18 protein-coding genes are annotated in these 24,563 nt (G+C 72.2%); 8 read left to right on the top strand and 10 right to left on the bottom strand.

The genetic code is table 11. The annotated features are described in order from the left end of the window. Positions 1-27: 27 nt before the first annotated feature. Both ACH45N_RS03805 and ACH45N_RS03800 read right to left on the bottom strand, forming a co-directional pair. Positions 28-999: an NAD(P)-dependent alcohol dehydrogenase gene (locus tag ACH45N_RS03805; protein WP_397391314.1), complete on the bottom strand. Its 972-nt coding sequence runs from the start codon at positions 997-999 to the stop codon at positions 28-30. Beyond that, positions 996-1,493: a nitroreductase family deazaflavin-dependent oxidoreductase gene (locus tag ACH45N_RS03800; protein WP_397391312.1), complete on the bottom strand. Its 498-nt coding sequence runs from the start codon at positions 1,491-1,493 to the stop codon at positions 996-998. Before ACH45N_RS03800 ends, ACH45N_RS03805 begins: the two co-directional genes overlap by 4 nt. Positions 1,494-1,598: 105 nt before the next feature. Here ACH45N_RS03800 and ACH45N_RS03795 point away from each other — a divergent pair, with 105 nt between their 5' ends. After that, entirely contained in the window at positions 1,599-2,360 is a 762-nt protein-coding gene (locus tag ACH45N_RS03795; RefSeq protein WP_397391310.1) for a TetR/AcrR family transcriptional regulator, read from the top strand. Here the strand turns inward: ACH45N_RS03795 and ACH45N_RS03790 are convergent. From ACH45N_RS03790 to ACH45N_RS03780, 3 genes are all read right to left on the bottom strand, one after another. Then, positions 2,335-3,573: an NAD(P)/FAD-dependent oxidoreductase gene (locus ACH45N_RS03790; protein ID WP_397391308.1), complete on the bottom strand. Its 1,239-nt coding sequence runs from the start codon at positions 3,571-3,573 to the stop codon at positions 2,335-2,337. The two genes, ACH45N_RS03795 and ACH45N_RS03790, sit on opposite strands and share 26 nt — an antisense overlap. A gap of 200 nt (positions 3,574-3,773) precedes the next feature. After that, entirely contained in the window at positions 3,774-4,829 is a 1,056-nt protein-coding gene (locus ACH45N_RS03785; RefSeq protein ID WP_397391306.1) for an aldo/keto reductase, read from the bottom strand. Between the two features lie 159 nt (positions 4,830-4,988). Continuing rightward, positions 4,989-5,927 (bottom strand): glycoside hydrolase family 19 protein, encoded by a 939-nt coding sequence (locus tag ACH45N_RS03780; RefSeq protein WP_397391304.1) that lies wholly within the window; start codon positions 5,925-5,927, stop codon positions 4,989-4,991. A gap of 278 nt (positions 5,928-6,205) precedes the next feature. Here ACH45N_RS03780 and ACH45N_RS03775 point away from each other — a divergent pair, with 278 nt between their 5' ends. Next, on the top strand, positions 6,206-7,393 hold the full coding sequence (locus tag ACH45N_RS03775; RefSeq protein ID WP_397391302.1) for a Fic family protein: 1,188 nt from the start codon (positions 6,206-6,208) through the stop codon (positions 7,391-7,393). A 71-nt stretch (positions 7,394-7,464) separates the two neighbouring features. Here the strand turns inward: ACH45N_RS03775 and ACH45N_RS03770 are convergent, their stop codons facing one another. Next, positions 7,465-8,511 carry a LacI family DNA-binding transcriptional regulator gene (locus tag ACH45N_RS03770; RefSeq protein ID WP_397391300.1) on the bottom strand — a complete coding sequence of 349 codons (1,047 nt, stop codon included), beginning with the start codon at positions 8,509-8,511 and terminating at the stop codon, positions 7,465-7,467. Positions 8,512-8,823: 312 nt separating this feature from the next. Here ACH45N_RS03770 and ACH45N_RS03765 point away from each other — a divergent pair, with 312 nt between their 5' ends. From ACH45N_RS03765 to ACH45N_RS03755, 3 genes are read left to right on the top strand one after another with little or no spacing between them, the layout of a single operon-like run. Next, entirely contained in the window at positions 8,824-11,118 is a 2,295-nt protein-coding gene (locus ACH45N_RS03765) for a discoidin domain-containing protein (protein WP_397391298.1), read from the top strand. A 49-nt stretch (positions 11,119-11,167) separates the two neighbouring features. Continuing rightward, positions 11,168-12,622 (top strand): DUF1996 domain-containing protein, encoded by a 1,455-nt coding sequence (locus ACH45N_RS03760; protein ID WP_397391296.1) that lies wholly within the window; start codon positions 11,168-11,170, stop codon positions 12,620-12,622. Further along, the gene (locus ACH45N_RS03755) at positions 12,619-14,862 is read left to right on the top strand and encodes a discoidin domain-containing protein (RefSeq protein WP_397391294.1); all 2,244 of its coding nucleotides are present in this window, start codon (positions 12,619-12,621) and stop codon (positions 14,860-14,862) included. The genes ACH45N_RS03760 and ACH45N_RS03755 overlap by 4 nt, the downstream gene beginning before the upstream one ends. A gap of 68 nt (positions 14,863-14,930) precedes the next feature. Here ACH45N_RS03755 and ACH45N_RS03750 read toward each other — a convergent pair whose 3' ends face one another. The 4 genes from ACH45N_RS03750 to ACH45N_RS03735 all read right to left on the bottom strand — a co-directional run bounded on the left by ACH45N_RS03750 (position 14,931) and on the right by ACH45N_RS03735 (position 19,910). Beyond that, a complete protein-coding gene (locus ACH45N_RS03750; protein WP_397391292.1) occupies positions 14,931-16,559 on the bottom strand; it encodes a UxaA family hydrolase in 1,629 nt (542 codons plus the stop codon). Between the two features lie 70 nt (positions 16,560-16,629). After that, complete coding sequence (locus ACH45N_RS03745) at positions 16,630-17,979, bottom strand: ABC transporter substrate-binding protein (RefSeq protein ID WP_397391290.1); 1,350 nt, start codon at positions 17,977-17,979, stop codon at positions 16,630-16,632. Positions 17,980-18,028: 49 nt separating this feature from the next. Further along, positions 18,029-18,994 (bottom strand): carbohydrate ABC transporter permease, encoded by a 966-nt coding sequence (locus ACH45N_RS03740; RefSeq protein ID WP_397391288.1) that lies wholly within the window; start codon positions 18,992-18,994, stop codon positions 18,029-18,031. Next, entirely contained in the window at positions 18,987-19,910 is a 924-nt protein-coding gene (locus ACH45N_RS03735) for a carbohydrate ABC transporter permease (protein ID WP_397391286.1), read from the bottom strand. Before ACH45N_RS03735 ends, ACH45N_RS03740 begins: the two co-directional genes overlap by 8 nt. Before the next feature lie 281 nt (positions 19,911-20,191). Here ACH45N_RS03735 and ACH45N_RS03730 point away from each other — a divergent pair, with 281 nt between their 5' ends. Genes ACH45N_RS03730 through ACH45N_RS03720 form a run of 3 tightly spaced genes read left to right on the top strand, consistent with a single transcriptional unit; the run spans position 20,192 to position 24,492 of the window. Then, positions 20,192-22,237, top strand: a complete 2,046-nt coding sequence (locus ACH45N_RS03730) for a DUF6807 family protein (protein WP_397391284.1) — start codon at positions 20,192-20,194, stop codon at positions 22,235-22,237. Further along, positions 22,234-23,421 (top strand): Gfo/Idh/MocA family protein, encoded by a 1,188-nt coding sequence (locus ACH45N_RS03725; RefSeq protein ID WP_397391282.1) that lies wholly within the window; start codon positions 22,234-22,236, stop codon positions 23,419-23,421. The genes ACH45N_RS03730 and ACH45N_RS03725 overlap by 4 nt, the downstream gene beginning before the upstream one ends. A 27-nt stretch (positions 23,422-23,448) precedes the next feature. After that, positions 23,449-24,492: an AEC family transporter gene (locus ACH45N_RS03720; RefSeq protein ID WP_397391280.1), complete on the top strand. Its 1,044-nt coding sequence runs from the start codon at positions 23,449-23,451 to the stop codon at positions 24,490-24,492. Positions 24,493-24,563: the final 71 nt, after the last annotated feature.

Raw genomic sequence — 24,563 nt, 5'->3', positions numbered from 1 at the left:
AGCGACCAGACCTACGTTCGACGGCGCCTACGGTATGAACAAGAGCTTGCCGCGGGCCGCGCCCGTGGCAAGGCGGTCGAACGCCTCCGCGGCGTCGCCGAGGCCGTAGCGGCGGTCGACGACGGGGCGCACCGCGCCCGAGACGAGCAGCGTCGCGAGCTCGTCCAGGTCGGCCCGCCGGTTCGGGTGCCAGGCGAACGTGCCCATCCGGGCCCCCGTCAGCCCGCCGACCACCGGGCCGAGCAGCGCCTTCTCCGCGAAGGACCCGATCCGCCGCGCGATCAGCACGTACCGACCGCCAGGGGCCAGGCAGCGGCGCATCGCGAGGAGGGACCGGGTGTCGGCGATGTCCAGGACCACGTCGAACCGGCGGCCGGAGCGCGTCACGTCGTGCCGGGTGTAGTCGATCACCTCGTCCGCGCCCACCTCGCGGAGCAGATCCAGCTTGTCCTCGTGGTCGACGGCGGTGACCACGGCGCCGCGCGCCTTGGCGATCTGCACCGCGAACGGCCCCACGCAGCCGCCCGCGCCGTTGACCAGCACGCGCTCGCCGGCCCGGACCGGCCCCGCGGCGCGCAGTCCCTGGAGCGCGAGCGAGCCCGAGTGCGGCACCGTGGCGGCGTCGTCGAACGAGACCTGCTCCGGGAGCGGGGCGAGGGCCGACGCCGGGACGCACGCCCGGTCGGCCAGCGACCCGTGCCCGCTGTCGAAGAGGTCGGCCCAGACGCGGTCACCCGGGCGCAGGCCGGTCACGTCCGCGCCGGCGCGCTCGACGGTCCCGGCCACGTCGAGCCCGACCCGGGGGTTCGCCGGGCGCACCAGGCCCGTCGCCAGACGGGCGAGCCGTGGCCGGCCCAGCAGGTGGTCGACGTCGGCCATGTTCAGCGAGGCGGCCTCGACCCGGACGACCGCCTCGCCCGGGCCCGGCTCGGGCGCGTCGAGCGTCGTCAGCCGGAGCACGTCGGCCGGGCCGTAGCGGTCGCGGACGACGGCCCTCACCCGGCGCCACCCGCGATCGCCGGGGCCGGCTGCAGCACGAGGTAGTCGGTGACGCGGAAGAGCCGCGCGACCCGGCGGTCGCCGCCGGACAGGTGGGGCAGCGCCTCCGCCCGGTCCACGACCCGCGGCGTCACCTGGTGCGTGCGCCCGTCGGTGACCAGCTCCGCGGAGCCCGCCGCGCGGATGTTCCGCACCCAGTCGGCGTCGGCCCCGTACGGGAGGAAGACGAGGAAGCCGTCACCCGCCGGGGAGACCCCGATGGGGGTCGCGTACGGCTTGCCCGACCTGCGCCCCACGTGCCGGATGACCGCGTAGCCCGAGCCCGGCTCCCCCGCGTGCCGCATCGCTCGCCGGTTGGTGAAGCTCCGGTTGAACCGGCGCACGAGGGCGAGCCCGCGCGGGTTCTTGTAGCGCATGACCAGCACGATCGCGAGGAAGAAGGCCAGCGCGAGCACCACCAGCCCGAGGACCGTCCAGAGCAGCCAGCTCCACATGACACACCGCCTTCCTGTTCTGCCTTACAACGTAAGGCTTACGTTGTAAGGTAGAACCGGGGCGCCGGTCCGTCAAGGGTGAGACCGACGTAGGATCGCGAGACCATGACTTCCCCGCAGAGAGCAGCACCCGCGCCGCGGAGCACGCTCACCCGTGCCCGGGTGCTGGAGTCGGCGGTGGCCCTGGCGGACCGGGACGGGCTCGGCTCGCTGACCATGCGCAGCCTCGCCCGCGAGCTCGGCATCGAGGCCATGTCGCTCTACCACCACGTCTCCAGCAAGGAGAACCTGCTGGACGGCGTGGTCGACCTCGTCGCGGCGGAGATCGAGGACGCCGTCGCCGGGCTGGAGCCGCCGCCCGACGACGCGCCGCCGTCCGCCTGGAAACCGGCGGTGCGGCGGCAGATCCTCGCGGCGCGCGCGGTGCTGCTGCGCCACCCCTGGGCGTCGCAGGCCCTGCAGACCCGGACGTCGTTCAGCCTGCACGTCGTGCAGTACTACGACTCCCTGGTCGGGCTGATGCGCCGCGGCGGTCTCTCCTACGACCTGATCCACCACGCGATGCACGCCCTGGGCAGCCGAGCGCTCGGCTTCACGCAGGAGCTCTTCGAGCCCGACGGCGCCGTGGCCGGCTTCGCGACCGGCGGCGGCCCCGCTGAGGGCGCCGACGACGCCACCGTCGCGATGCTGGAGCAGATGGCCGACCAGCTGCCGTACATGACCCAGATGCTGGCCGAGGTGGCCCACGAGGGCCCGGAGTCCACCCTGGGCTGGTGCGACGACCAGAGCGAGTTCGAGTTCGGGCTCGACCTCGTGCTCGACGGCCTGGAACGACTCCGGGTCAGCGCAGCGGGTCGAACGGCCTGATCTCCTCCGGGGTCTCCCCCGTCGTGATCTGCGCCGCGAGGGCGCGGCCGGTGGCCGGGCCGAGCACCATGCCCCACATGCCGTGACCGCCCGCCACGTAGACGCCGGGCGCCGCCGTCCGGCCCACGAGCGGCAGCCCGTCCGGCGTGACCGGCCGGGAGCCCACCCACTCGTCCTCGCGGGAGTCCAGGTCGACGCCCTCGAAGAGGCCGCGGACCGAGTTCACGATCGCCTCGATCCGGCGCGGCTGGAACGGCTCGTCGGGGCCGCGGAACTCCATGGTCCCGGCGACCCGCAGCCGCCCCTGGTACGGGGTGCAGGCCACGCGGCGGGCCGGGAAGTAGACCGGGTGGTCGATCGGCGGGCCGGACACCGGCACGCTGAACGAGTACCCCCGCCCCGCCTGCACCCGGGTGCGCATGCCGAGCCGCCGGGTCAGGTCCGGGAGCCACGCGCCCGTGGCGACCACGACGGCGTCCGCCCGCAGCGCGTCCCGGCCGGCCACCTCGACCTCGGCACCGCCGCCCGGCGTCGGCCGGACGGCGGTGACCCGGGCGTCCGTCAGCACCTTCGCACCCCGCGCGCTGACCGACGTCGCCAGCGCCTCCACGTACGGCCCCGGCTCGATGTACCGCTGGCCCTCCAGGGTCCAGGCCGACCGGACCGCACGGGAGAGGTGCGGGACGCGGACGCCGTCGGGCACCCGGGACAGCTTGATGTCCTGGCCGGCCTTCGCGACCGCCCGCAGCTCGTGGACGAACGGGCGCGACTCCCGCTCCCGCTCGAACCCGACCACCCAGGGCCGGGCGTACGACGTCGCGTGCACGCCGCCGGCCTCCAGCTCGTCGTACGCCTCGAGCGCCATGCGGTCGATCGGCGTGAGCGCGGCCATCGCGCGCTGCCAGGCGCCGGGCGTCGCATGGGACATGAACCGGGCGAGGAAGCCCCAGAGCGCCCGGTCGAAGCGGAAGGGGACGCTGAGGGCGGCGTCGGGGTCGAGCAGCGCCTTCGGCCCGTAGGCCCACAGCGACGGGTCGGCCAGCGGCATAGCCATGCCGGGGGTGAGCCAGCCGGCGTTGCCCCACGAGGAGCCGGCGGCGACGCCGTGCCGGTCGAGGACGGTCACCTCCACACCGCGTTCCTGCAGGTGCCAGGCGGTGGACAGGCCGACCATGCCGGCCCCGACGACGATCGCGGACTTGGTGTCGGTCACGTTCTGCTCCTTCTCACGAGTGCAGTACCCCGGTACCCCTCCCCGTCGAGCGGCGTGCTCCCCCATCCTCTGCCGCACCGGTCGATTCGGCGCGACGGCCTCGTGAAGTGCGGTGGAACGGGGGGTGTGGAGCAGCCGACGCCGTCCGCCCCGGGCGGGTCGCCCGGGGCGGACGGCGGTCGAGCGGCCGTGCCGGAGCGTCAGCCGAGGGGACGCGCCAGGGGCTCGATCGCCGCGATCTCGTCCGCGGTCAGAGGCCCCGCCGCGAGCGCCGCGACGTTGTCCTCGAGCTGCGCCACCGACGACGCGCCGATGAGCGCCGACGTCACGCGCTCGTCCCGGAGCACCCAGGCGAGCGCGAGCTGCGCGAGCGTCTGCCCGCGGCCCGCGGCGATGTCGTTGAGGGCCTTGGCGCGGCCCAGGTAGTCCTCGGTGAGGGCGCGATCCGAGAGGAACGGCGAGTCGGAGCGGGCCGCGCGCGACCCGGCCGGGGCGGCGCCGGCGAGGTACTTGCTGGTCAGCAGGCCCTGCTGCAGCGGGGAGAACACGATGGTCCCGACGCCGAGCTCGCCGACGACGTCGAGCAGCGACTCGCTCTGGACGCCGTCGTACCCGTCCTCGTGGGCGGGGTTCTCGATGTGCCGGTTGAACATCGAGTAGGACGGCTGGTGGATGAGCAGCGGCACGCCCAGCTCGCCGAGGATGCGGGCGGCGTCACGGGTGCGCGCCGGCGAGTAGTTGGAGACGCCCACGTACAGCGCCTTGCCCTGCTGGACCGCCGAGGCGAGCGCGCCCATGGTCTCCTCGAGCGGCGTCGAGGGGTCGGGGCGGTGGTGGTAGAAGACGTCGACGTAGTCGACACCCATCCGGGTCAGCGACTGGTCGAGGCTGGCCAGCAGGTACTTGCGCGAGCCGTGGTCGCCGTAGGGGCCCGGCCACATGTCGTAGCCGGCCTTCGTGGACAGGACCAGCTCGTGGCGGTACGGCTTGAGGTCGGCGGCGAGGTGCCGGCCGAAGTTCGCCTCGGCCGCGCCGTAGGACGGGCCGTAGTTGTTCGCGAGGTCGAAGTGCGTGACGCCCAGGTCGAGGGCGCGGCGCAGGATGGCGCGCTGCGTGTCGAACGGGCTGGTGTCGCCGAAGTTGTGCCATAGCCCCAACGACAGCGCGGGCAGGTCCAGACCCGAGCGGCCGGTGCGGCGGTACTGCATGGTGTCGTAACGGTCCTCTGCTGCGAGGTACCGGGATGCGAGAGGCATACGGTCATCGTGGCACGGGAAACCTCTCCTCCCGGACCACGGTTCCGTGCTGGCCCGCCGTCGTCCACCGGTGTTGACCACAGCAGCTGCTGCCAGGACGGGCGTGCTCCTGGCAGCAACTGCTGTGGTCAACGGATCTGGCCCGGGTGGGTCAGGGGGTCAGCAGTAGAGGTTGCCGCCCGGGTCGACGCCCAGGGCGCTCGTGAACCGCAGGTAGGTGTCCACGCGGCCCTGGACCTGGGCCGGGTTGCCGCCGTTGCACTCGATGGAGCCGTTGATGCTGCGGATCGTCTCGCCAAAGCCGGCGCCGTTCACGATGGCGTTGTGCGGCGTCATGGTGCCCGGGCCGTTCTGGGTGTTCCAGTACCAGAGGCCGGTCTTCCAGGCGATGGCCGAGTTGGTCGAGACCAGGCTGGGGTTGTTCAGCAGGTCGATGCCGAGGGCGTCGCCCGCGGCCTTGTAGTTGAAGTTCCAGCTGAGCTGGACGGGTCCGCGGCCGTAGTACTGGTCGGTGCCGGCCGGGCAGCCGTAGGGCTGGTTCCGGTCGCAGTAGTGCGGGTAGTTCGCGGTGTTCTGCTCGACGATGTAGACGAGCCCGCCGGTCTCGTGCGAGACGTTGGCGAGGAACGCCGCCGCCTCACGCTTCTGGACGGTCTCGCTGCCGCTGTTGGCGAAACCCGGGTACGCGCTGAGCGCGTCGACGAGGCCCGCGTACGTGTAGAACGAGTTCCGGTTCGGGAAGAACGAGTTGAACTGGGCCTGGCTGACCGGGAAGTCGTCGGTGCCGGGCGGGTCGACGGGCGGCTCGCCGCCGTCGCAGGTACCGACCCGCTCCCAGACGCCCCACTCACCGGTGGTGCCGGGCGTCTCGCCCTGGGTCCACCACTTGGCGCGCCACGAGGCGCCGGCGTGCGTGACGAGGTTGCCGCCGACGTAGACGGCGCCGGCGCTCCAGGCGGGCGCGCTGCAGTCGGCGACCGCGGCGGGTGCGGCCGAGCTGCCCGCGGTGGCCGCCGAGCCGGGGACTGCGACGACCCCGGTCGTCAGGAGTGCGGCGACAAGGGTTGCGACAAAGAGCGGTACACGACGAGCTCTCACGGGGAACCACCTCGCTTCGGGTCCTGGGCCGTCGTCGACACCGACGACCGATTTGTTCAGGAACCTAGCAAGGTACGTCCAGCCCGGTCGTGAGGGATTCCCACACGGGCGACCCGTACGTGATGGGTCAGGCTCGACCTCGACGGGGAACACCGGCCAGGGTCGGGCCTCCCACGCGAACATCAGCGGAACGGACCTTCCGCTGATATCTTGCCGGAGAACTCAGTTACCGCTGACTTCCCACTGCGACGGCATAACTAGTCGCCTAGGCTTCTGGGGTGAAGATCACGAGCTTCAGCTCCAGCCCCGTCGGACGCCTCGTACCGATCTCAGGGCACGATCGTCGCCACAACCGCGCCTTCGAACATCACGCGTTCGTCGCCAACCCACTTGACCAGGAGCCGGAGCTCGATGGTGCGACCTGGAAGATGGTCGCCAATGCCGGCCGAGCGCTTGCCAGGCTCGATCAGGCATCACGTCAGATCCCCGACCCGGGGATCCTGCGTCGACCGACGCTCCGGAGGGAAGCCCAGAGCACCTCAGCTCTCGAAGGTACCTACGCTCCGATCGAAGAGGTCCTCGCCGCTGAAGCCGCGGCACAACCGTCCGGGAGCGCCGAGCTTCGCGAGGTCATGAACTACGTGGAGGCTGCCGACCCGGCGTTCCGCTGGGTACACCAGCATCGCCAGGTTTCGGTCGCCCTCTTCGCGGAGACACAGAAGACACTGGTCCGAGGCACGAGCGCCGATACACACGACGCCGGAAGCGTTCGAACCACCCAGGTGGTCATCGGAAGCCCAAGTGGACGCGTCGAAGATGCGCGCTTCATTCCCATGCCACCCGACTACGGGATAGAACCAGCACTCCGTGACCTGTCCGACTGGATCAACAACGGGAAGTCACGTGAGCCGGTGATCTCCGCCGCGATGGCCCACTACCAGTTCGAGACGATCCACCCCTTCAATGATGGGAACGGGCGGATCGGCCGACTCCTCATCGTCCTGCAACTCATGATCGACGGAGTGATCGACGAACCGCTCCTCACCGTGTCGCCGTGGTTCGAAGCCCGCCGCAGCGAATACCAGGACCACCTTGCGCACGTCTCCGCGACCGGAGACTGGGTTCCGTGGATCCGTTTCTTCAGCACCGGGCTCGAAGCGTCCGCAACCGACACCGCACAACGCGTCGACCGGATGCTCAAGATCAGGGGTGAACACATCGAGAAGCTGAAAGACGCGAATGTGCGCGGCGCGATCGTTCGTGACATCGTCGATCTGCTCATCGAGGTTCCGATCGTGACCGCACCAGGTGTCGCAAGGCGACTCGGCAAATCGCTCCAGGGTGTAAACCAGGCATTCGAGAAGCTCGTCGGTCTCGGCATCCTGGACGGACCGATCGGCACCTACAACCGCCGGTTCATCGCCCGCGACATCCTCGAAGCGATCACCGCACCACTGGAGGCGTGACCAGTTTCGTTGATCGCCGGGCTCTTGCGGGTCGCCCGTGCGCGCCCCCGTGCGGGCATGGACAGTTCGACTCACGCCGAGTCGCGGACCACCAGGATGGGCTCGAAGATCGCCGACCGGACGGCCGGCTCGTCGGCGTCGATCTGCTCCAGCAGCATCCGCGCCATCTCCTCCGCCATCTTCTCCACGGGCTGCCGCACCGTCGTCAGCCGGGGGCGGGTCTGCACGGCCACGGGGCTGTCGTCGAACCCCACGATCGCGACGTCGTCGGGGACGCGCCGCCCGTGGGACCGGAGCACGTGGATGGCGCCCTGGGCCATCAGGTCGTTGGAGACGAAGACCCCGTCAAGGTCCGGTGCGGAGGCGAGCAGCTCGGTCATGGCCGACTCCCCGCTCTCGAAGGTGAACGAACCCGCCACGCTGGGCACGAAGGCGTGCCCGCGCCGGGCGGCGGCATCACGGAAGCCCTCGAGCCGGTCCCGCGCGGAGGGGACGTCGAGCGGTCCCGAGATCACGCCGAGCGTGCGGCAGCCGCGGTCGAGCAGGTGGTTCGCGGCCATCCGGGCGCCGTCGGCGTTGGCCAGGTCCACGTAGCTCGCCGGGATCGCGTGGCCGGGCCGCGCGAACAGCACGATGGGCCGGCCGGTGCCGATGAGCTCCTCGGGGAGCGGGTCGTCCGCGTAGGTCGAGACCAGCAGGGCGCCGTCCGCATTGCCGAACCGCAGGTAGGAGGTGACCTGCCCGCGGGTCTGCGCGTCGTCGGCGAACATCAGCACCGGGTGCACGTCGTGCGGCCGGAGCGTCCGCACGAGCGACCCCACCACCCGGCCGAAGAACGGATCGGAGAAGACGCCCGACAGGTCGAGCTCGCCCTCGGGATCGGCGTCCGCACCCGAGATGACGACGGCCACCGTGCCCGTCCGGCGCGTGACCAGGGACCGCGCGGCCCGGTTGGGCACGTAGCCGGTCTCGGCGACCGCCTCCAGGACCACCTCCTGGACGGCCGGCGCCACCTTGCGCTTGCCGTTGATGACCCGGGACACGGTCGCGCGCGAGACGCCGGCGACCTTCGCCACGTCCTCCAGGGTGGGCGCCGCGCGCCGCAGATCCTTGCTCACAGGCCGACGGTAACAGAGTAAGAGCGCTCTCCGAGGGAGCCCGTGCGGATGAGATGCGACGGATCTCGCGCCGCCCGGCGTCGCCGTCAACATTAACTATTGCTGCCCAAGCAGGAAGAAAGAGCCGAAAAGAGCAGGTGAAGTCTCGCGTGCCAGGCCTTGACGCTCCGCCAAGGACGGGTCAAGGATGGGCGGCGTAAGAGCGCTCTCCCAACTCGCGGCGCACCGGAGCGTCGCGAGCGCAGGCTCAACGACGAACCGCGCCCCGGCCGCCGCACCTGGCCGCCGACGAGCGGACGGAGAGGAACACCCATGACCACCACCGGATCATCCGGCGCACGTGCGACCAGGCTCAGGCGTGGCGCACGCGCCGGGGCCGCCGCCCTGGCGACCGGCCTGCTGGCCGCGGCGGCACTCGTCGCGCCCGCCGCCTCGGCGCCCGCGGCTCCAGCACCCGCCGCGCCCGCGCCCGCAGCGCCCGCGGCCGCCGCCGCACCGGCGGCGCCGGTCCTGCTGTCGCAGGGCCGCCCCGCCACCGCCTCCTCCGTGGAGAACCCCGACTACACGCCCGCGAGCGCCGCCGTCGACGGCGACCTGGGCACGCGCTGGGCCAGCGAGTTCAGCGACCCGCAGTGGATCCGGGTGGACCTGGGCCGGTCCGCCGCGCTCGACCACGTGGAGCTGGTCTGGGAGTCGGCGTACTCGACGAAGTACCAGTTCCAGGTCTCGGCCGACGGGTCGTCCTGGTCCACGGTGTACTCGACCACCTCGGGCGACGGCGGCACCGACACCTTCGACGTGGACGGCACCGCTCGCTACGTGCGGCTGCTCTCGACGGCGCGCTCGGGCGGGTACGGCAACTCGCTGTGGGAGCTGCGCGTCTTCGGCGAGGCGGGCGGCAGCACCGACCCCGGCGACCCGGCCTACGTGAACCCCGGCCACCCGAACGTCCCGGTGCGGGACGCGGGGGCGAGCACCGTCGAGGTGGTGGGCGGGAACGGTGACTGGGACCTGGAGGTGGACGGGCAGCCGTACACGGTCCGCGGCTTCACGTGGGGTCCGGCGTTCAGCACCGCCGACCACTACATGCCGACACTGACGGCCATGGGCGCCAACACGATCCGCACGTGGGGCACCGGGGCGGACACGCGCCAGCTCCTCGACTCGGCGGCGGCGCACGACGTCCGCGTGGTGATGGGCTTCTGGCTGCTCCCCGGCGGCGGGCCGGGGTCCGGTGGCTGCATCGACTACCGCAGCGACACGACCTACAAGGCGAACACGAAGGCCGACATCCTCAGCCAGGTCGCGGCGTACAAGGACCACCCGGGCGTGCTCATGTGGAACATCGGCAACGAGTCGCTCCTGGGCCTGCAGAACTGCTACTCGGGCACCGAGCTGGAGGCGATCCGCAACGCGTACGCGGCCTTCGTCAACGAGGTGAGCGTGGCCGTCCACCAGGCCGACCCGAAGCACCCGACCACCAGCACCGACGCGTGGGTCGGCGCCTGGCCGTACATCGAGCGCAACGCCCCGGACCTGGACCTGCTCTCGGTCAACGCGTACGGCGACCTGTGCAACGTGCCGGCGGCCTGGGCGGCCGGCGGCTACGACCGGCCGTACATCATCACGGAGGGCGGCGCGGCCGGGGAGTGGGAGGTGCCGGATGACGCGAACGGCGTCCCCGACGAGCCCACCGACCTGGAGAAGGAGCAGGCGTACGTGGACTCGTGGCGCTGCCTGCGGGAGCACGACGGCGTCGCGCTGGGCGCCACGTTCTTCCACTACGGCATCGAGGGCGACTTCGGCGGCGTGTGGTTCAACGTCCTCCCGGGCGACAACAGGCGCCTGGGCTACTACTCGATCGCGCGGGCCTGGGGCGTCGACACCTCCGGCATGAACACCCCGCCGCGCATCACCGCGATGAACGTGCCGGGTTCGACGGCGGTCGCCGCCGGCGAGGAGTTCACGGTGAACGTGGACGTGACCGACCCCGACGGTGACGCGATCGACGCCAACGTGATGCTGAACAGCAAGTACGTCAACAACGCGGGCGGCATCGCGCAGGCGGACTTCGAGCAGACGGCGCCCGGCACGTTCCGGGTCACGGCGCCCGAGATGCTCGGCGTCTGGAAGGTCTACGTGTTCGCCGAGGACGGCCACGGCAACGTGGGCGTGGAGACGCGGTCGTTCCGCGTCGTCGCGCCCCCGGTGGACGGGACGAACATCGCGCGCGGCAAGACTGCCACGGCGTCGAGCTTCGACCCGTGGAACGGCGACTGGACGCCGGGCCGCGCCGTCGACGGCGACGCCACGACGCGCTGGGCGAGCGAGTGGGGCCCGACCGCCTGGTACCAGGTGGACCTGGGCTCGGTGCAGTCGTTCGACCACGTGCAGCTCGTCTGGGAGACGGCGTACGGCAAGTCCTACCAGGTGCAGACGTCGAACGACGGGAACACCTGGACCACGGTCCGCACGGTGACGGGCGGCAACGGCGGCGTCGACAGCCTGGACGTGGCCGGGACCGGCCGGTACGTGCGGCTCAACCTCACCGAGCGCGGCACGGAGTGGGGCTACTCCCTGTACGAGGTCGGCGTCTACCAGCAGTGAGCACGGCAGTGACGGGTCAGCAAGGCACACCACCATCGAAGGAGGAACCATGCGCACAGCACTCCGCACGCCACGCGGCCGCGCACCCCGCGTCCGCACACCCCGCGACCTCAGACCTCGTGTCCTGGGCGGCCTGGCCGCCACGGCCCTGCTCGCCTCGACCCTGAGCGCGGCGGGCGCCATCGGCGCCACCACCGCCGTCGCCGATCCCAACACCCTGCTCTCGCAGGGCGCGCTCACGGCGGCGTCCAGCTCGGAGTCCGGCGGCCTCGGGCCGCGGTTCGCGGTCGACGGCGACCGCACCACCCGCTGGGCCAGCGCGCCCACGGACGACGAGTGGATCCGGATCGACCTGGGTCGCTCGTACGCGCTGGACCACGTCGCCCTGGAGTGGGAGGCCGCGTACGGCGCGGCGTTCACGCTCCAGGTCTCCGCCGACGCCCAGACCTGGACCACGGTCGTGACCGAGGGCGCCGGGACCGGCGGCACCGAGGTCTACGACATCACCGCGACCGGCCGCTACGTGCAGCTCGTCGGCACGGCCCGCGGCACCGGGTACGGCTACTCGCTCCTGGAGTTCCAGGTGTTCGGCGACGGCGAGGCCGGCGGGCCGGAGGACCCGCCGCCGTTCCCCGGCGACGAGGTGACGCACCACGAGTTCCAGGCGAACTGCACCTTCTCGCACTTCCTGCCGGACGACTCGATCGTGTACCCGAACCAGCCGGGGCGGTCGCACCTGCACACGTTCATCGGCAACCGCTCGACGGACGCGTTCACCACGCCGACCAGCCTGAACGCGATGCCGGAGAGCACCTGCACGGTGCCGCAGGACCACTCGGCCTACTGGTTCCCCGCCCTCACCAAGGGCGGCGTGCCGGTCGAGCCGAACATCCCGATGACCGTCTACTACAAGTCGGGCATCGACGACTACGAGGACGTGGTGCCGTTCCCGGAGGGCCTCCAGTTCGTGACCGGCGACATGATGGCCACGGTCGACGCGTTCCGCACCGCGCCGGGCGCCGTCGAGGGCTGGGAGTGCGGCGACATCTCCAAGAGCTGGGAGATCCCGGCCCGCTGCCCCGACGGCACGCAGCTCAACATCCGGTACCAGGCGCCGAGCTGCTGGGACGGGATGCACCTGACGCCGGAGGAGTCGGCGCACATGGGCCACGGCTCGCACATGGCGTACCCCGAGGCGGGCCAGTGCCCCATGAGCCACCCGGTCGCGGTGCCGATGCTGGAGTTCAAGATCGCGTGGCCCGTCAGCGGCGACATGTCCGACGTCGCGCTGGTCAGCGGGTCCGACCAGTCGTGGCACTACGACTTCGTGAACGCCTGGGACCCCGAGGTGCTGCGGCGGCTCGTGGAGCACTGCATCAACGGCGGCCTGCAGTGCAACCCGCGCGGGTACGACCTCTACAAGCCGCACCGCGGCACCGTGCTCGACGAGAACTACGAGCTGGTGCCCGAGACCACGGCCGCACGCGAGGAGGTGGCCTCGTGAGAGCGGGCCGGGTCTGGCTCGCGGCCGCGGCGGTCGCGGCCTGCGTGGCGGCGCCGCTGACGGCGGCGGCCGCTCCGGCACCGGCCGGGGCGGCAGCGGCCGGGGCGGCAGCGGCGGGGGCGCGGCCGGCGTCCGCTCCAGCGACCGGCCCCGACCGGGCCGCCGCCGCGGCCTGCGGCACCACGAACGCGGCCCTCGGTCGGACGGCGACGGCGTCGTCCACCGAGGGGCCGTTCGGCGCGGCCTCGGCCGTGGACGGCGACCCCGGCACCCGCTGGAGCAGCGCGGCCGCCGACCCGCAGTGGATCCGCGTGGACCTCGGCACGGTCGCGGACCTGTGCCGCGTCGAGCTCGCCTGGGAGACGGCCTACGGCCGGGACTTCCGGATCGAGGCCTCCGACGACGGCACGACCTGGCGCACGCTGACGACCGTCACGGACGGGACCGGCGGCAACCAGTCGCTGGACGTCGCCGGGTCGGGCCGGTACGTCCGGCTCACGGGCACGGAGCGCGGCACCGGGTACGGCTACTCGCTCTGGGAGCTGAAGGTGTTCACCGGCGACGCCGGCACCGCGCCCGGCGACCCGATCCCGGGCGGCGGCGACCTCGGGCCGAACGTGCACGTCTTCGGCCCGGACACCCCGACGGCCCAGGTCCAGGCGGCCGTGGACGCCGTCTACGACCAGCAGGAGGCGGACCAGTTCGGCGACGGGAGGCACCAGTTCCTCTTCGAGCCGGGCACCTACCCGGTGCACGTCAACGCCGGATTCCACACCTCGATCTCCGGCCTGGGGACGAGGCCGGACGACGTGAACATCACCGGCGGCGTCTGGGCCGACGCGGAATGGTTCGAGGGCAACGCCACGCAGAACTTCTGGCGTTCGGTCGAGAACCTGGCCGTGACGCCGTCGGGCGGGGACATGCGGTGGGCCGTCTCGCAGGCCGCGCCCATGCGGCGCGTGCACGTCAAGGGCAACCTCATGCTGCACTCGTCGCGGTACGGCTGGGCGTCGGGCGGGTACATCGCCGACTCCGTGGTCGACGGGCAGGTCCGCGCCTGGACCCAGCAGCAGTGGTACACCCGCGACTCGACGCTCACGGGCGGCTGGGCCGGGACGCTGTGGAACATGGTGTTCTCCGGCGTCGAGAACGCCCCGCCGACGTCGTTCCCCGAACCCGCGGTGACCACCCTGGACACCACGGGCACCATCCGCGAGAAGCCGTACCTCTACCTCGACGGGGACGACTACGCGGTGTTCGTACCGTCGGTCCGGACGGGCACGCGCGGCGCGACGTGGGACGGCGGGACGACGTCGGGCATCTCGATCCCGCTGGACCGGTTCTACGTGGCGCGCCCCGGCGACTCGGCCGCACGGATCAACCAGGCGCTCGACCAGGGCCTGCACCTGCTGCTCACGCCCGGCATCTACGAGACGACGGGGACGATCGAGGTGGACCGCGCCGACACCGTCGTGCTCGGTCTCGGGTACGCCACGATCGTGCCGACCGCCGGGCAGACGGCGATGCGGGTCGGTGACGTGGACGGCGTCCGCGTGGCGGGCGTGCTGTTCGACGCCGGCGCGGCCGAGTCGCCGTCCATGCTCACCGTCGGCACCGCGGGGTCGACGGCGGACCACGCCGACGACCCGATCTCGCTGCACGACGTGTTCGTCCGCGTGGGCGGCGCGCACGCAGGGCGCGTGGACCAGGCGATCGTCGTGAACGCGGACGACACGATCGTGGACCACATCTGGTCGTGGCGCGGCGACCACGGCGACGGCGTGGGCTGGGACGTGAACACCGCGCGCAACGGCCTGGTGGTCACCGGCGACGACGTGGACGGGTACGGGCTCTTCGTGGAGCACTACCAGGAGTACAACACCCTGTGGAGCGGGGAGCGCGGCCGCACGATCTTCTACCAGAACGAGCTGCCGTACGACCCGCCGAACCAGGCGGCGTGGAACCACGACGGCGTCCGGGGCTGGGCGGCGTACAAGGTCGCGGACGGCGTGACGCAGCACGAGGCGTGGGGTCTGGGCTCGTACTGCGTGTTCACGTCGGACGCGTCGATCACCTCGGACAACGGCTTCGAGGTGCCGGTCACGCCGGGCGTGCGCATGCACTCGCTGCTCACCGTGTCGCTCGGCGGCGTGGGCACGTACGAGCACGTCATCAACGGCGTGGGCCCGCGCGCGGCGGGCACGGAGACGATCCCGGCGAAGGTGGTGAGCTACCCGTAACCCACCTCGCACGTGTCAGACGCTCAGGTCCCTCGGGGGACCTGAGCGTCTGACACGTTCCGTGTGGGTCAGGTGACGGCGCCCAGGTGCCAGGGGATGAACTCCTCGGCGCCGATCTCCAGCTCCTCGCTGACGGTCCGCTGCCCGGAGGCGACGGCGAGGATGCGGTCGAAGATCTGCCGGCCGACCTCGGCCACGGTCGCGGTGCCGTCGACGATCACGCCCGCGTTGAGGTCCATGTCCTCGGCCATCACGGAGTACATCGGGGTGTTGGTCGCGACCTTGATGGACGGCGTGGGCCGGCACCCGAACACCGACCCGCGGCCGGTGGTGAAGACGACGACGTTGGCGCCGCCCGCGACCAGGCCCGTCACCGAGACCGGGTCGTAGCCCGGGGTGTCCATGAACCCGAACCCGCGCTGCGTGATCGGCTCGGCGTACTCGTAGACCGCGGCCAGGTCGGCCTGCCCGCCCTTGGCGACGGCCCCCAGGGACTTCTCCAGGATGGTGGTCAGGCCGCCCGCCTTGTTGCCCGGGGACGGGTTGTTGTCCAGGGTGCCGCCCCCGGCTTTGACGTAGGAACGCCACCAGTCGATCCGGTCCAGCAGCTTCTTCGCGACGGCGGGCTCGGTGGCGCGGGCGGTCAGGAGGTGCTCGGCGCCGTAGACCTCGGGGGTCTCCGCGAGCACGGACGTCGCGCCGTAGGCGACCAGGTGGTCGGACGCCCAGCCGAGGGCCGGGTTGGCGGTGATGCCGGAGTAGCCGTCCGACCCGCCGCAGTTCAGCGCCAGGACCAGCTCGGACACGTCGCACTCGACCCGTTCCCGCTGGTTGACCAGGGGCAGCATCTCCCGGACGGCGGCGACCCCGGCCCGGACCGAGGCGCGAACGCCGCCGGTCTCCTGGATCGTCAGGGACCGCACCACGGTGTCGTCCGCGATGGCGGCCAGCAGCCCGGAGCGGGTCTCGTCCGGGGCGCCGATGCCGGGCATGCCGAGGTCGGCGACCTGCCCCGACCGGGCGGACAGGGCGGCGCCGGGCACCATCTCGCAGCCCAGCCCGAGCACGAGCAGGCCGGCGACGTTGGGGTGGGCGGCGTACCCGCGCAGGGTGCGCAGCAGGACCTGCCCGCCCTCGGAGTCGGGGACGAGGCCGCAGCCGGAGGTGTGGGTCAGGGCGATCACGCCGTCGACGTTCTCGAACTCGTCCAGCGCGGCGCCGCGGAACTGGTCCGCGATCATCTTCGCGGTCGAGGCCGAGCAGTTCACGCTGGTCAGGATCGCGATGAAGTTCCGGGTGCCCACGCGCCCGTCGGCCCGGCGGTAACCACGGAAGGTGGGCCGCGGCTCGTCGTCCGGCACGGGAAGGTCGTGGTGCGTGCCGCCCAGCGGCGTCTCCCGTGACCCGTCCTCGAAGCCGAGGTTGTGGGAGTGCACGTGATCGCCCGGGGTGATGGGAGCGGTGGCGACCCCGATGACCTGCCCGTACTTGCGCACGTGGCCGCCCACCGGCACGGGGCGGAGCGCGATCTTGTGCCCGCGCGGCACCGGTTGCCGCACACCCACCGGGTCTGCGCCGGCAGCCACGACGGCATCCCCCGGGCTCAGGTCCCGCGTGGCGACGGCGACGTCGTCGCCCTCCCGCAGCACGAGCAGATCATGTGACACCTGTGGCACCTCTCCTCTGAACCGTTTCATCCTACCCAGCGCAAGAACGTGTCAGACGTACAGGTCACCCGGGTGACCTGTACGTCTGACACGTCGTGGGTCAGTCGGCGATCGCCGCGTTGACCTCGTCCAGGAACTGGGCGGCCGCCTCGTCCGGGGTGATGCGCTCGAAGAGGACCTCCGTGTTGATGCGCTCCATGATGTCCGCGAGCTCGGCGCTGCCGTGCGGCGGGACCGGCGGGTTGTCGACGATCTCGTCCTCGATGTCCGCCATGAAGTCGGCGACCTTCTGGTCCGTGGGCGACAGGTCGTCCAGGATCGCCTCGCGCACGTCGGTGTTCGCCGGGAGGCCGCGGTCGGTCAGCATGATCTTGGCCGCCTCCTCGGAGTTGAGCAGGAAGTCGACGAACTTCGCGGACGACTCCGGGTATTCCGTGTCCGCGGAGACGGAGTAGAACATCGCCGGCTTGTAGTACATGCCGGTGCGCTCGCCCTCCGACTCGCCCGGGAGCCGCAGCAGCTCGAGCTCGTGGCCCGACGAGTCGGACAGCGCGCCGAGCTGGTTGGTCCACCAGACGCCCATGGCGCCCTTGTTGGTGCCGAGCAGACCGCCCTCGGGGCCGGCCGCCTGGTACTCGACCGTGCGGGCGGCGTCGGGCTGACCGCCGCCCTCGACCAGGTCGAGGGAGACCTGGAAGAAGTCCGCGACGGTCTCCTCGGAGACGCCGAGCTCGCCCTCGGGCGTGAACAGGGTCTCGCCGCGCTGGCGCGCCATCACGTTGAGGCCGGCCTCGTTGAAGCCGTAGTCCTGCGTGCCCCAGACCTTGTCGCCCGAACCCTCCGCGACGGCGTTCGCCGTGGTGACGTAGTCCTCCCACGTCCAGGTGGTGTCGTCCGGCATGTCGACGCCGGCGTCGGCGAAGAGCTCCGGGTCGGCGACGAGCGCGTAGGCGTTGATGCCGGTCGGGATGCCGTACTGGGTCCCGTCGATCTGGCCGCCGGCCAGCACGCCGTCGTCCACCTTGGAGGTGTCGATGTCGAGCGTGCCCAGGTCGGCGAGCACGTTCTTGGTGGAGTAGTCGGAGATGTAGCGCTCCTCCTGGGTGATGACGTCCGGGGTGTCGCCCGCGGCCACGGAGGTGGCGAGCTTGTCCCAGTAGCCGTCCCAGTCGGTGAAGTCGGGGACCACGGTGATGTCCGGGTTCTCCGCCTCGAACGCCTCGATGATCTGCTGCGTCGACTCGTGGCGGCTGTCCGAGCCCCACCACGAGAAGCGGATCTCGCAGGGGCACTCCTCGGCGGCGGCCGGGGCGTCGTCGCCGCCCCCGCCGATGCCCGAGTCGCCGCCCCCGCAGGCCGCGAGGGTCAGGGCCACGGCCGCGATGCCCGCGGCCGAGCCGGCGAGCCGCTTGCCGCGCCTCGTGGGTCGTGGGTTGCCGGTGGTGCTCATGTCTTTCTCCTTCGGTGACGTTGACGTCGTTGTCGCATCGCGGGTGGAGCTACTTGATCCCGGTGGTCGCAATGCCCTTGACCAGGTACTTCTGTCCGAACAGGAAGGCGATGAAGACGGGGATCAGGGAGACGATCGACATCGCGAACAGCGAGCCCCACGAGCTCTCGCCCGTGGAGTCGACAAAGGTGCGCAGCGCGATCGGCACGGTGTACATCTCCGGCCGGGTCAGGAAGATCAGCTGGCTGAAGAAGTCGTTCCACGTCCAGATGAACGTGAAGATCGCGGTGGTGGCGAGGGCCGGCATGGACAGCGGCAGCATGATCTGCAGGTAGATCCGCAGGTGGTTGCAGCCGTCGAGGGTCGCGGCCTCGTCCAGCTCGCGCGGGATGCCGCGGAAGAACTGGACCATCAGGAAGATGAAGAACGCGTCGGTCGCCAGCAGCTTGGGCACGATCAGCGGCAGGAACGTGTTGATCCACTCGAGCTGGGAGAACAGCACGTACTGCGGCACGATCACCACGTGGATCGGCAGCATGATCGACATCAGCATGATCGCGAACCACAGCCGCTTGCCCCGGAACTCCAGTCGCGCGAACGCGTAGGCCGCCAGGGAGCAGGACAGCAGGTTGCCCAGCAGCGAGCCCAGCACCACCAGCGCCGAGTTGATCAGGTAGTGGCTGAACGGGTGCAGCAGCGCGTTCCACCCGTCCGTGTAGTTGGACAGGTCGATGTCGGTGGGGATGAGGCCCGGCTCGCGGAAGATCAGCGCGTTCGGCTTGAACGAGCTGGCCAGCATCCAGAGCAGCGGGTACAGCATCACGAACCCGAAGGCGATGAGGCCCGCGTGCTTGAGCACGCTCCCCACCCGGGCCCGGACGCGCCGGCCGCGCGGCCGGACGGTGGTCGGACGGCGGTCGCCCGGCCCGGCGCGCCGGGCGCCGGGTGCGGTGTCGGACGGCGGGCGGACCGCCGTCGGCGTCGTGGTCTGTGCGGTCGTCGAGGCGTCAGTCATCGTAGAAGACCCAGTACTTGGAGGCGAGGAAGTTGACGACCGTCATGCCGCCGATGATCAGCAGCAGGAACCAGGCCATCGCCGAGGCGTAGCCCATGTCGAGGGAGCCGAACCCCTTGAGGTAGAGGTACAGCGTGTACAGCAGCGTTGAGTCGGACGGGCCGCCGTTGCCTCCGCTGACGACGAACGCCCGCGTGAACGACTGGAACGCCTCGATGAGCTGGAGCACGAGGTTGAAGAAGATGATCGGCGTGAGCAGCGGCACCGTGATGCTGCGGAACTGGCGCCACCGCGAGGCGCCGTCGATCGCGGCCGCCTCGTAGTACATCTGCGGGATCTGCCGCAGGCCGGCCAGGAAGATCACCATGGGCGCGCCGAACGTCCAGACGTTGAGCGCCATCAGGGTGCCGAGCGCGTAGTCCGGGTGCGAGACCCAGCCCTGCCCCTGGATGCCGAAGAGCGCCAGGACCTGGTTCACCAGGCCGTCCGCGCCGAAGATCTGCCGCCACAGGATGGCGATGGCCACGGACCCGCCGAGCAGCGAGGGCAGGTAGTACACCGAGCGGTACAGCGCGAGCCCGCGCATGCCCTTGTCGAGCAGCAGCGCCAGGCCGAGGGCCGCGGCGAGCTGGAGCGGCACCGAGACGAACACGTAGGTGAACGTGACGCCGAGGGACTGGAGGAACCGCGGGTCGTCGAACATCCGCGTGTAGTTCTCCAGGCCCACCCACTGCGGCGCGGAGAGCAGGTCGTAGTCCGTGAAGGACAGGTAGAGCGACGCGCCCATGGGGCCGGCCGTGATGAGCACGAGGCCCACGAACCACGGCGCGAGGAAGAACAGCGCCCAGCGCCCGTCCCCCTTCTTGCGGACGGCGCCGGCCTGCTTGCCGCGCGAGAGCTCCTGGATCACTGACATGGGTTCACCCCCGCGCGGACGGGCCCCGTCAGGGCGGGCGGGGGCTCGGACCGCCAGGGTCCGGGCTCGCGGTTCGGGTGGCGCATCGCGTTGTCCTCCGGATCGTCGTCGATCCCCGGCTCGTCGGTGAGAAACCGGTCTCTGGTGGAGGAACGTAGCACATGAGGAACCGGTTTCCCATGGTGTACGGTCACATCGGGAAACCGGTAACGCGGGGGCCACGCCGACGAGGGCGCGCGCCACGCGCGATCCGGTCGGAGAAGGTCACGGACGGAGAGCACATGGGCAGCGGCAGCGTTCGAGGCGCAGGTCAGCGCCGTGCGGTCGCCACGATCGGCGACGTCGCGGCGGCGGCGGGGGTCTCCCGGGCGACCGTGTCCCGCGTGATGAACGGGCGCAGCACGGTCGACGCCGCGATCGCCGAGCGCGTGCGCGGCGTCGCGGCGGAGCTCAGCTACCGGCCGAGCAACGCGGCGCGCAGCCTGGCGCTCGGCCGCACGCAGACCGTGGCGCTCGTGGTGCCGGACCTCGGCAACCCCGTGTTCCAGCAGATCCTGCGCGGCGTCATGGACGGCGCCGCCGAGGACGGCTACCGCGTGCTGGTCGCGGACACGGTCGAGGACGACCAGCAGGAGGGCGCCATCGCCCTGGAGGCGCGCATGCGGTGCGACGCGCTGGTACTCGTCTCGCCTCGCATCGGGGACGCCGAGCTCAGCGCGCTCATCGCCGACGTCGAGCCCGTGGTGCTGGTCAACCGCGAGACCGGCGGGACGGCGCCCAGCCTGGTCGTGGACTACGAGGACGGCGCCGTGCAGGTGGTGGAGCACCTCGTGGCGCTCGGCCACCGCCGCCTGGTCTACCTGGGCGGACCCGTGCGCAGCGCGTCCGACGGGCTGCGCCGGGCCGGCCTGGCCCGCGCCCGGCAGCGGCACGCCGACCTGGAGATCCTCGACCTGCCCGCCGGACCGGACATCCAGGCGGGTCACGCCGCCGCGCCCGCCGTCCTCGCCACCCGCGCCACCGCGGCGCTGGCCTTCAACGACCTCGTCGCGTTCGGCCTGCTCGCAGGCCTGAACGAGGCCGGGGTGGCCGTGCCCGCCGACATCTCGGTGGCCGGCTTCGACGACATCGAACTGTCCCGCTACGCCACACCCGCGCTGACGACGGTCGCGGTGCCGCAGGCCGAGCTCGGCCGCCACGCCTGGAGGGAGCTGCACGCCGTGATCGACGACGACGCCCACCCCGCACGCTCTGCACGGTTCACACCCAGCCTGGAGGTGCGCGGGAGCACCGGACCCGTGCCCCAGGGCCCGGAACGGGTGCACATCACGGACGACGACCTCGTCGTCGGGCAGCCGGAGGAGGTGCCCACCGTGCCCCCGACCGCCACGCCGGTCTGGTCCGTGCCCGCCGATCCGTCGGCCGACGCCGTCGTGCTGACCTGCGGCGACGGTCTGGAGCTGGTACGCCGGGACGCGGGCGACCGCATGCCGAAGGTGCACGCCCGCCGGCCCTACCTGCACCCCGTGCACACCCTCGCGGGGGTGCCGCTCACGGACGTGAGCCCCGTGGACCACCGCCACCACTACGGCGTCGGCATCGCCGTGCCCGACGTGAACGGCACGAGCCACTGGGGCGGCCGTACCTTCATCGAGGACGTGGGCCCCACGCTGCTGAAGAACCACGGCCGGCAGACGTCGTCCGGGATCCGCGTGGAGCCGGGTGCTCCCGGTGCCGTCGGCGCTGTCGGTTCGGCCGGCGAGACCCTCGTCGAGGACGTGCTGTGGTCCGACGAGCACGGCGAGCCGCAGCTCCGCGAGGAGCGCCGGGTCTCCGCGCGTCTGCTCCCGCTGGCGCCCGGGGCCGACGCCGCCCCGGGCTGGGTGCTCGACTGGCGCTCCACCCTGCACGCGGACCACGGCCCGCTGGAGATCCGCTCGCCCGCGACGAACGGGCGGCCGGGCGCGGGGTACGGCGGCCTGTTCTGGCGCCTGCCGATCGCGGAGAGCGCCACTGTGCTCTCCGCGGCGGGCACGGGCGAGAACCGGGCGCACGGCAGCACCTCGCCCTGGGTGGCGTTCGTGCAGCAGCACGGCGGCCGGTCCACGACCCTCCTGCTGGTGCAGCCGGGCGAGGTACGGCCGTGGTTCCTGCGTTCGGCCGAGTACCCCGGCGCCTGCCCCGCCCTGGCCTGGGACACGCCCCTGCTCGTGCCCGACGGCGGCTCCGTGCAGCTCGACCTCGTGGCCGTGCTGCTGGACACCGAGCTCACGGCCGCCGCGGCCGAGGCCCTGGCCGCCGACCTGACCGACGGCGGCCGGCGGTGAGCCTGCCCCAGGTGGCCGTGGTCGGCATCCACGGCCACGGCGGCTCGCACCTGCGGGCGGTCGCGGACCTGGAGGAACGAGGGCTGGCGCGGCTGAGCGCCGTCGTCGACCCGCGGGAGCCCGACGACGAGCCGGCCCCGTGGTTCGCGAGCCTGGGCGACCTGCTGTCCGCCGACGCCGACGCGCTGCCCGACGTCCTGGTGCTCGCGACGCCCATCCACACGCACCTGCCGCTCGCGCGCGCCGCGCTGGAGGCGGGGATCGACGTGCTGCTGGAGAAGCCGACCACGGCGTCCCTGGCGGAGCACGCCGACCTGGTCGCCGTGGTGGAACGGACCGGACGGCTGTGCCAGGTCGGGTTCCAGACCTTCGGGTCGCACGCGCTGCCCGCCGTCGCCGACATGGTCGCGCGTGGTGAGGTGGGCCAGGTGACCGGCATCGGCGCCGTCGGCACCTGGGTGCGGACCGCCGCCTACTGGGCGCGCTCGCCGTGGGCGGGGCGGCGGCGCATGGGCGACCGCGCGGTGGTGGACGGCGTGGTGACCAACCCGCTGGCGCACGCCGTGGCCACCGCCCTGTGGGTGGGCGGCGCCCGGACCGCCGCGGACCTCGCGTACGTGAACACCGACCTGTGGCGCGCCAACCCCATCGAGGCCGACGACACCTCGTCCTTGCGCGCCGTCGGCACCGACGGGACCCGCTACGGTTTCGGCCTCACGCTGTGCGCGGCGGAGCGCACCCCGGCGCGCGTGATCGTGCAGGGCACCGAGGGCGAGATCGAGCTCGGGTACGAGCACGACCTGGTGCGGCTGCGCACCGGGCGCGTGGTCGCCGAGAAGCGGTACGAACGCACCGGCCTGCTGGAGAACCTGCTGCGGGTCAGGGCCGGCACGGGAGAGCGGCTCCTGTGCGACGTGCGGGACACCGGCGCGTTCATGCGGGTGCTGGAGGCCGTGCGGACCGCGCCGGACCCGGCACCGATCGGCGACGCGTTCGTGGACTGGGTGGACGGCGTGGCGCCGGTCGCGGGCGGACCGGGCGGGCCCGGCGGCGTCGGGCAGGGAAATCCCGAGGGCGACGCGCGGCACCCGGTGGTGCACGACGTCGCCGCGTGGTGCGAGCGCGCCGCGCGCGAGCAGCGCACGTTCACGGAGCTCGGCGCCCCGTGGACACTCGCGAGGTAGAACCGGAGTGCGTGACATGGTGCTCGGGTGCTGCCCGTCCTGACTGCCATCGGTTCCATGGCCTGCGTGGTCGCGCTCGGCTGGGTGATCCAGCGGACCGGCCTGCTGGCCGGCCGCGGACTCCCCCGCGGGGTCGCCCGGGCCGCGGCGGGTGACGGCGGGGCCGGCGCCCGGCAGACGCTGGCGACGCTGTCGTTCACGATCTGCGCGCCGGCCCTGATGTTCAGCACGTTGGCCTCGACGGACCTGGCGCACGTGCTCTCGCGTGGCGCGCTGGTCACGTGGGTGACGACGGCGGTGCTCGGACTGGCGACGGCCGCGGCCGCGCGGTGGCTGCTGCGCCTGCCCGCGGGCCCCGCCGCCGTCACGACGCTCGCCGCCGTCTACGTCAACGGCGGCAACATCGGGCTTCCGCTGGCGGTCTACCTCTTCGACGACGCCCTCGCCGTCGTGCCCACGCTGCTGTTCCAGCTCCTGGTGCTGGCGCCGCTGACCCTCTCGGCGCTCGACCGGGCGACGGCGTCGGCCGACGGCGGGGCTCGCGCCCGGTCGGGCTGGCGGTCGATGGGGCAGGTGTTCCTCGCGGCGTTCCGGAACCCGATCACGCTCGGCACGGTCGCGGGCCTGCTGGTCGCGGTGGCGGCCGAGCTGACCGGCGCGCGGCTGCCCGACGTCGTGCTGCTCCCGTTCGACCTGATCGGCGCCGCGGCGCCGCCGCTGGGCCTGCTCACGTTCGGCATGACGCTCGCCGTCCCCCTGCCGGCCGCGGACGCCGACCTCGGCGTGACCGCCGGGCGGGGCCGCCGGCTCGTGGGCTGGGTGATCACGATCGCCGTGCTGGTGCGCAACCTGCTGCACCCGCTCGCGGCGTGGGCGCTCGGGTCGGCGGTGAGGCTGGACGCCCCCGCGCTGGCCCTCGTGGTGACGATGGCCGCGCTGCCGACGGCGGTGAACGTGACGACCTACGCGACCCGGTACGGCGTGTTCGACGGCGTCGCGGCGCGCGCGACCGTCTGGACGACGGCGCTGTGCGTGCCGGTGCTGGTCGTGATCGGCGCGCTGCTGGTGTGACGCCTCTTCCCTTTGAGGCCCGGGTTTCTTCGCTTTGACGGGCGTCAAAGCGAAGAAACCCGGGCCTCAAA

Origin of the sequence: Promicromonospora sp. NPDC019610 (genome assembly GCF_044389365.1) — a bacterium.
Lineage (GTDB): Bacteria > Actinomycetota > Actinomycetes > Actinomycetales > Cellulomonadaceae > Promicromonospora.
This window is presented reverse-complemented; position numbering and strand designations above follow the sequence as displayed.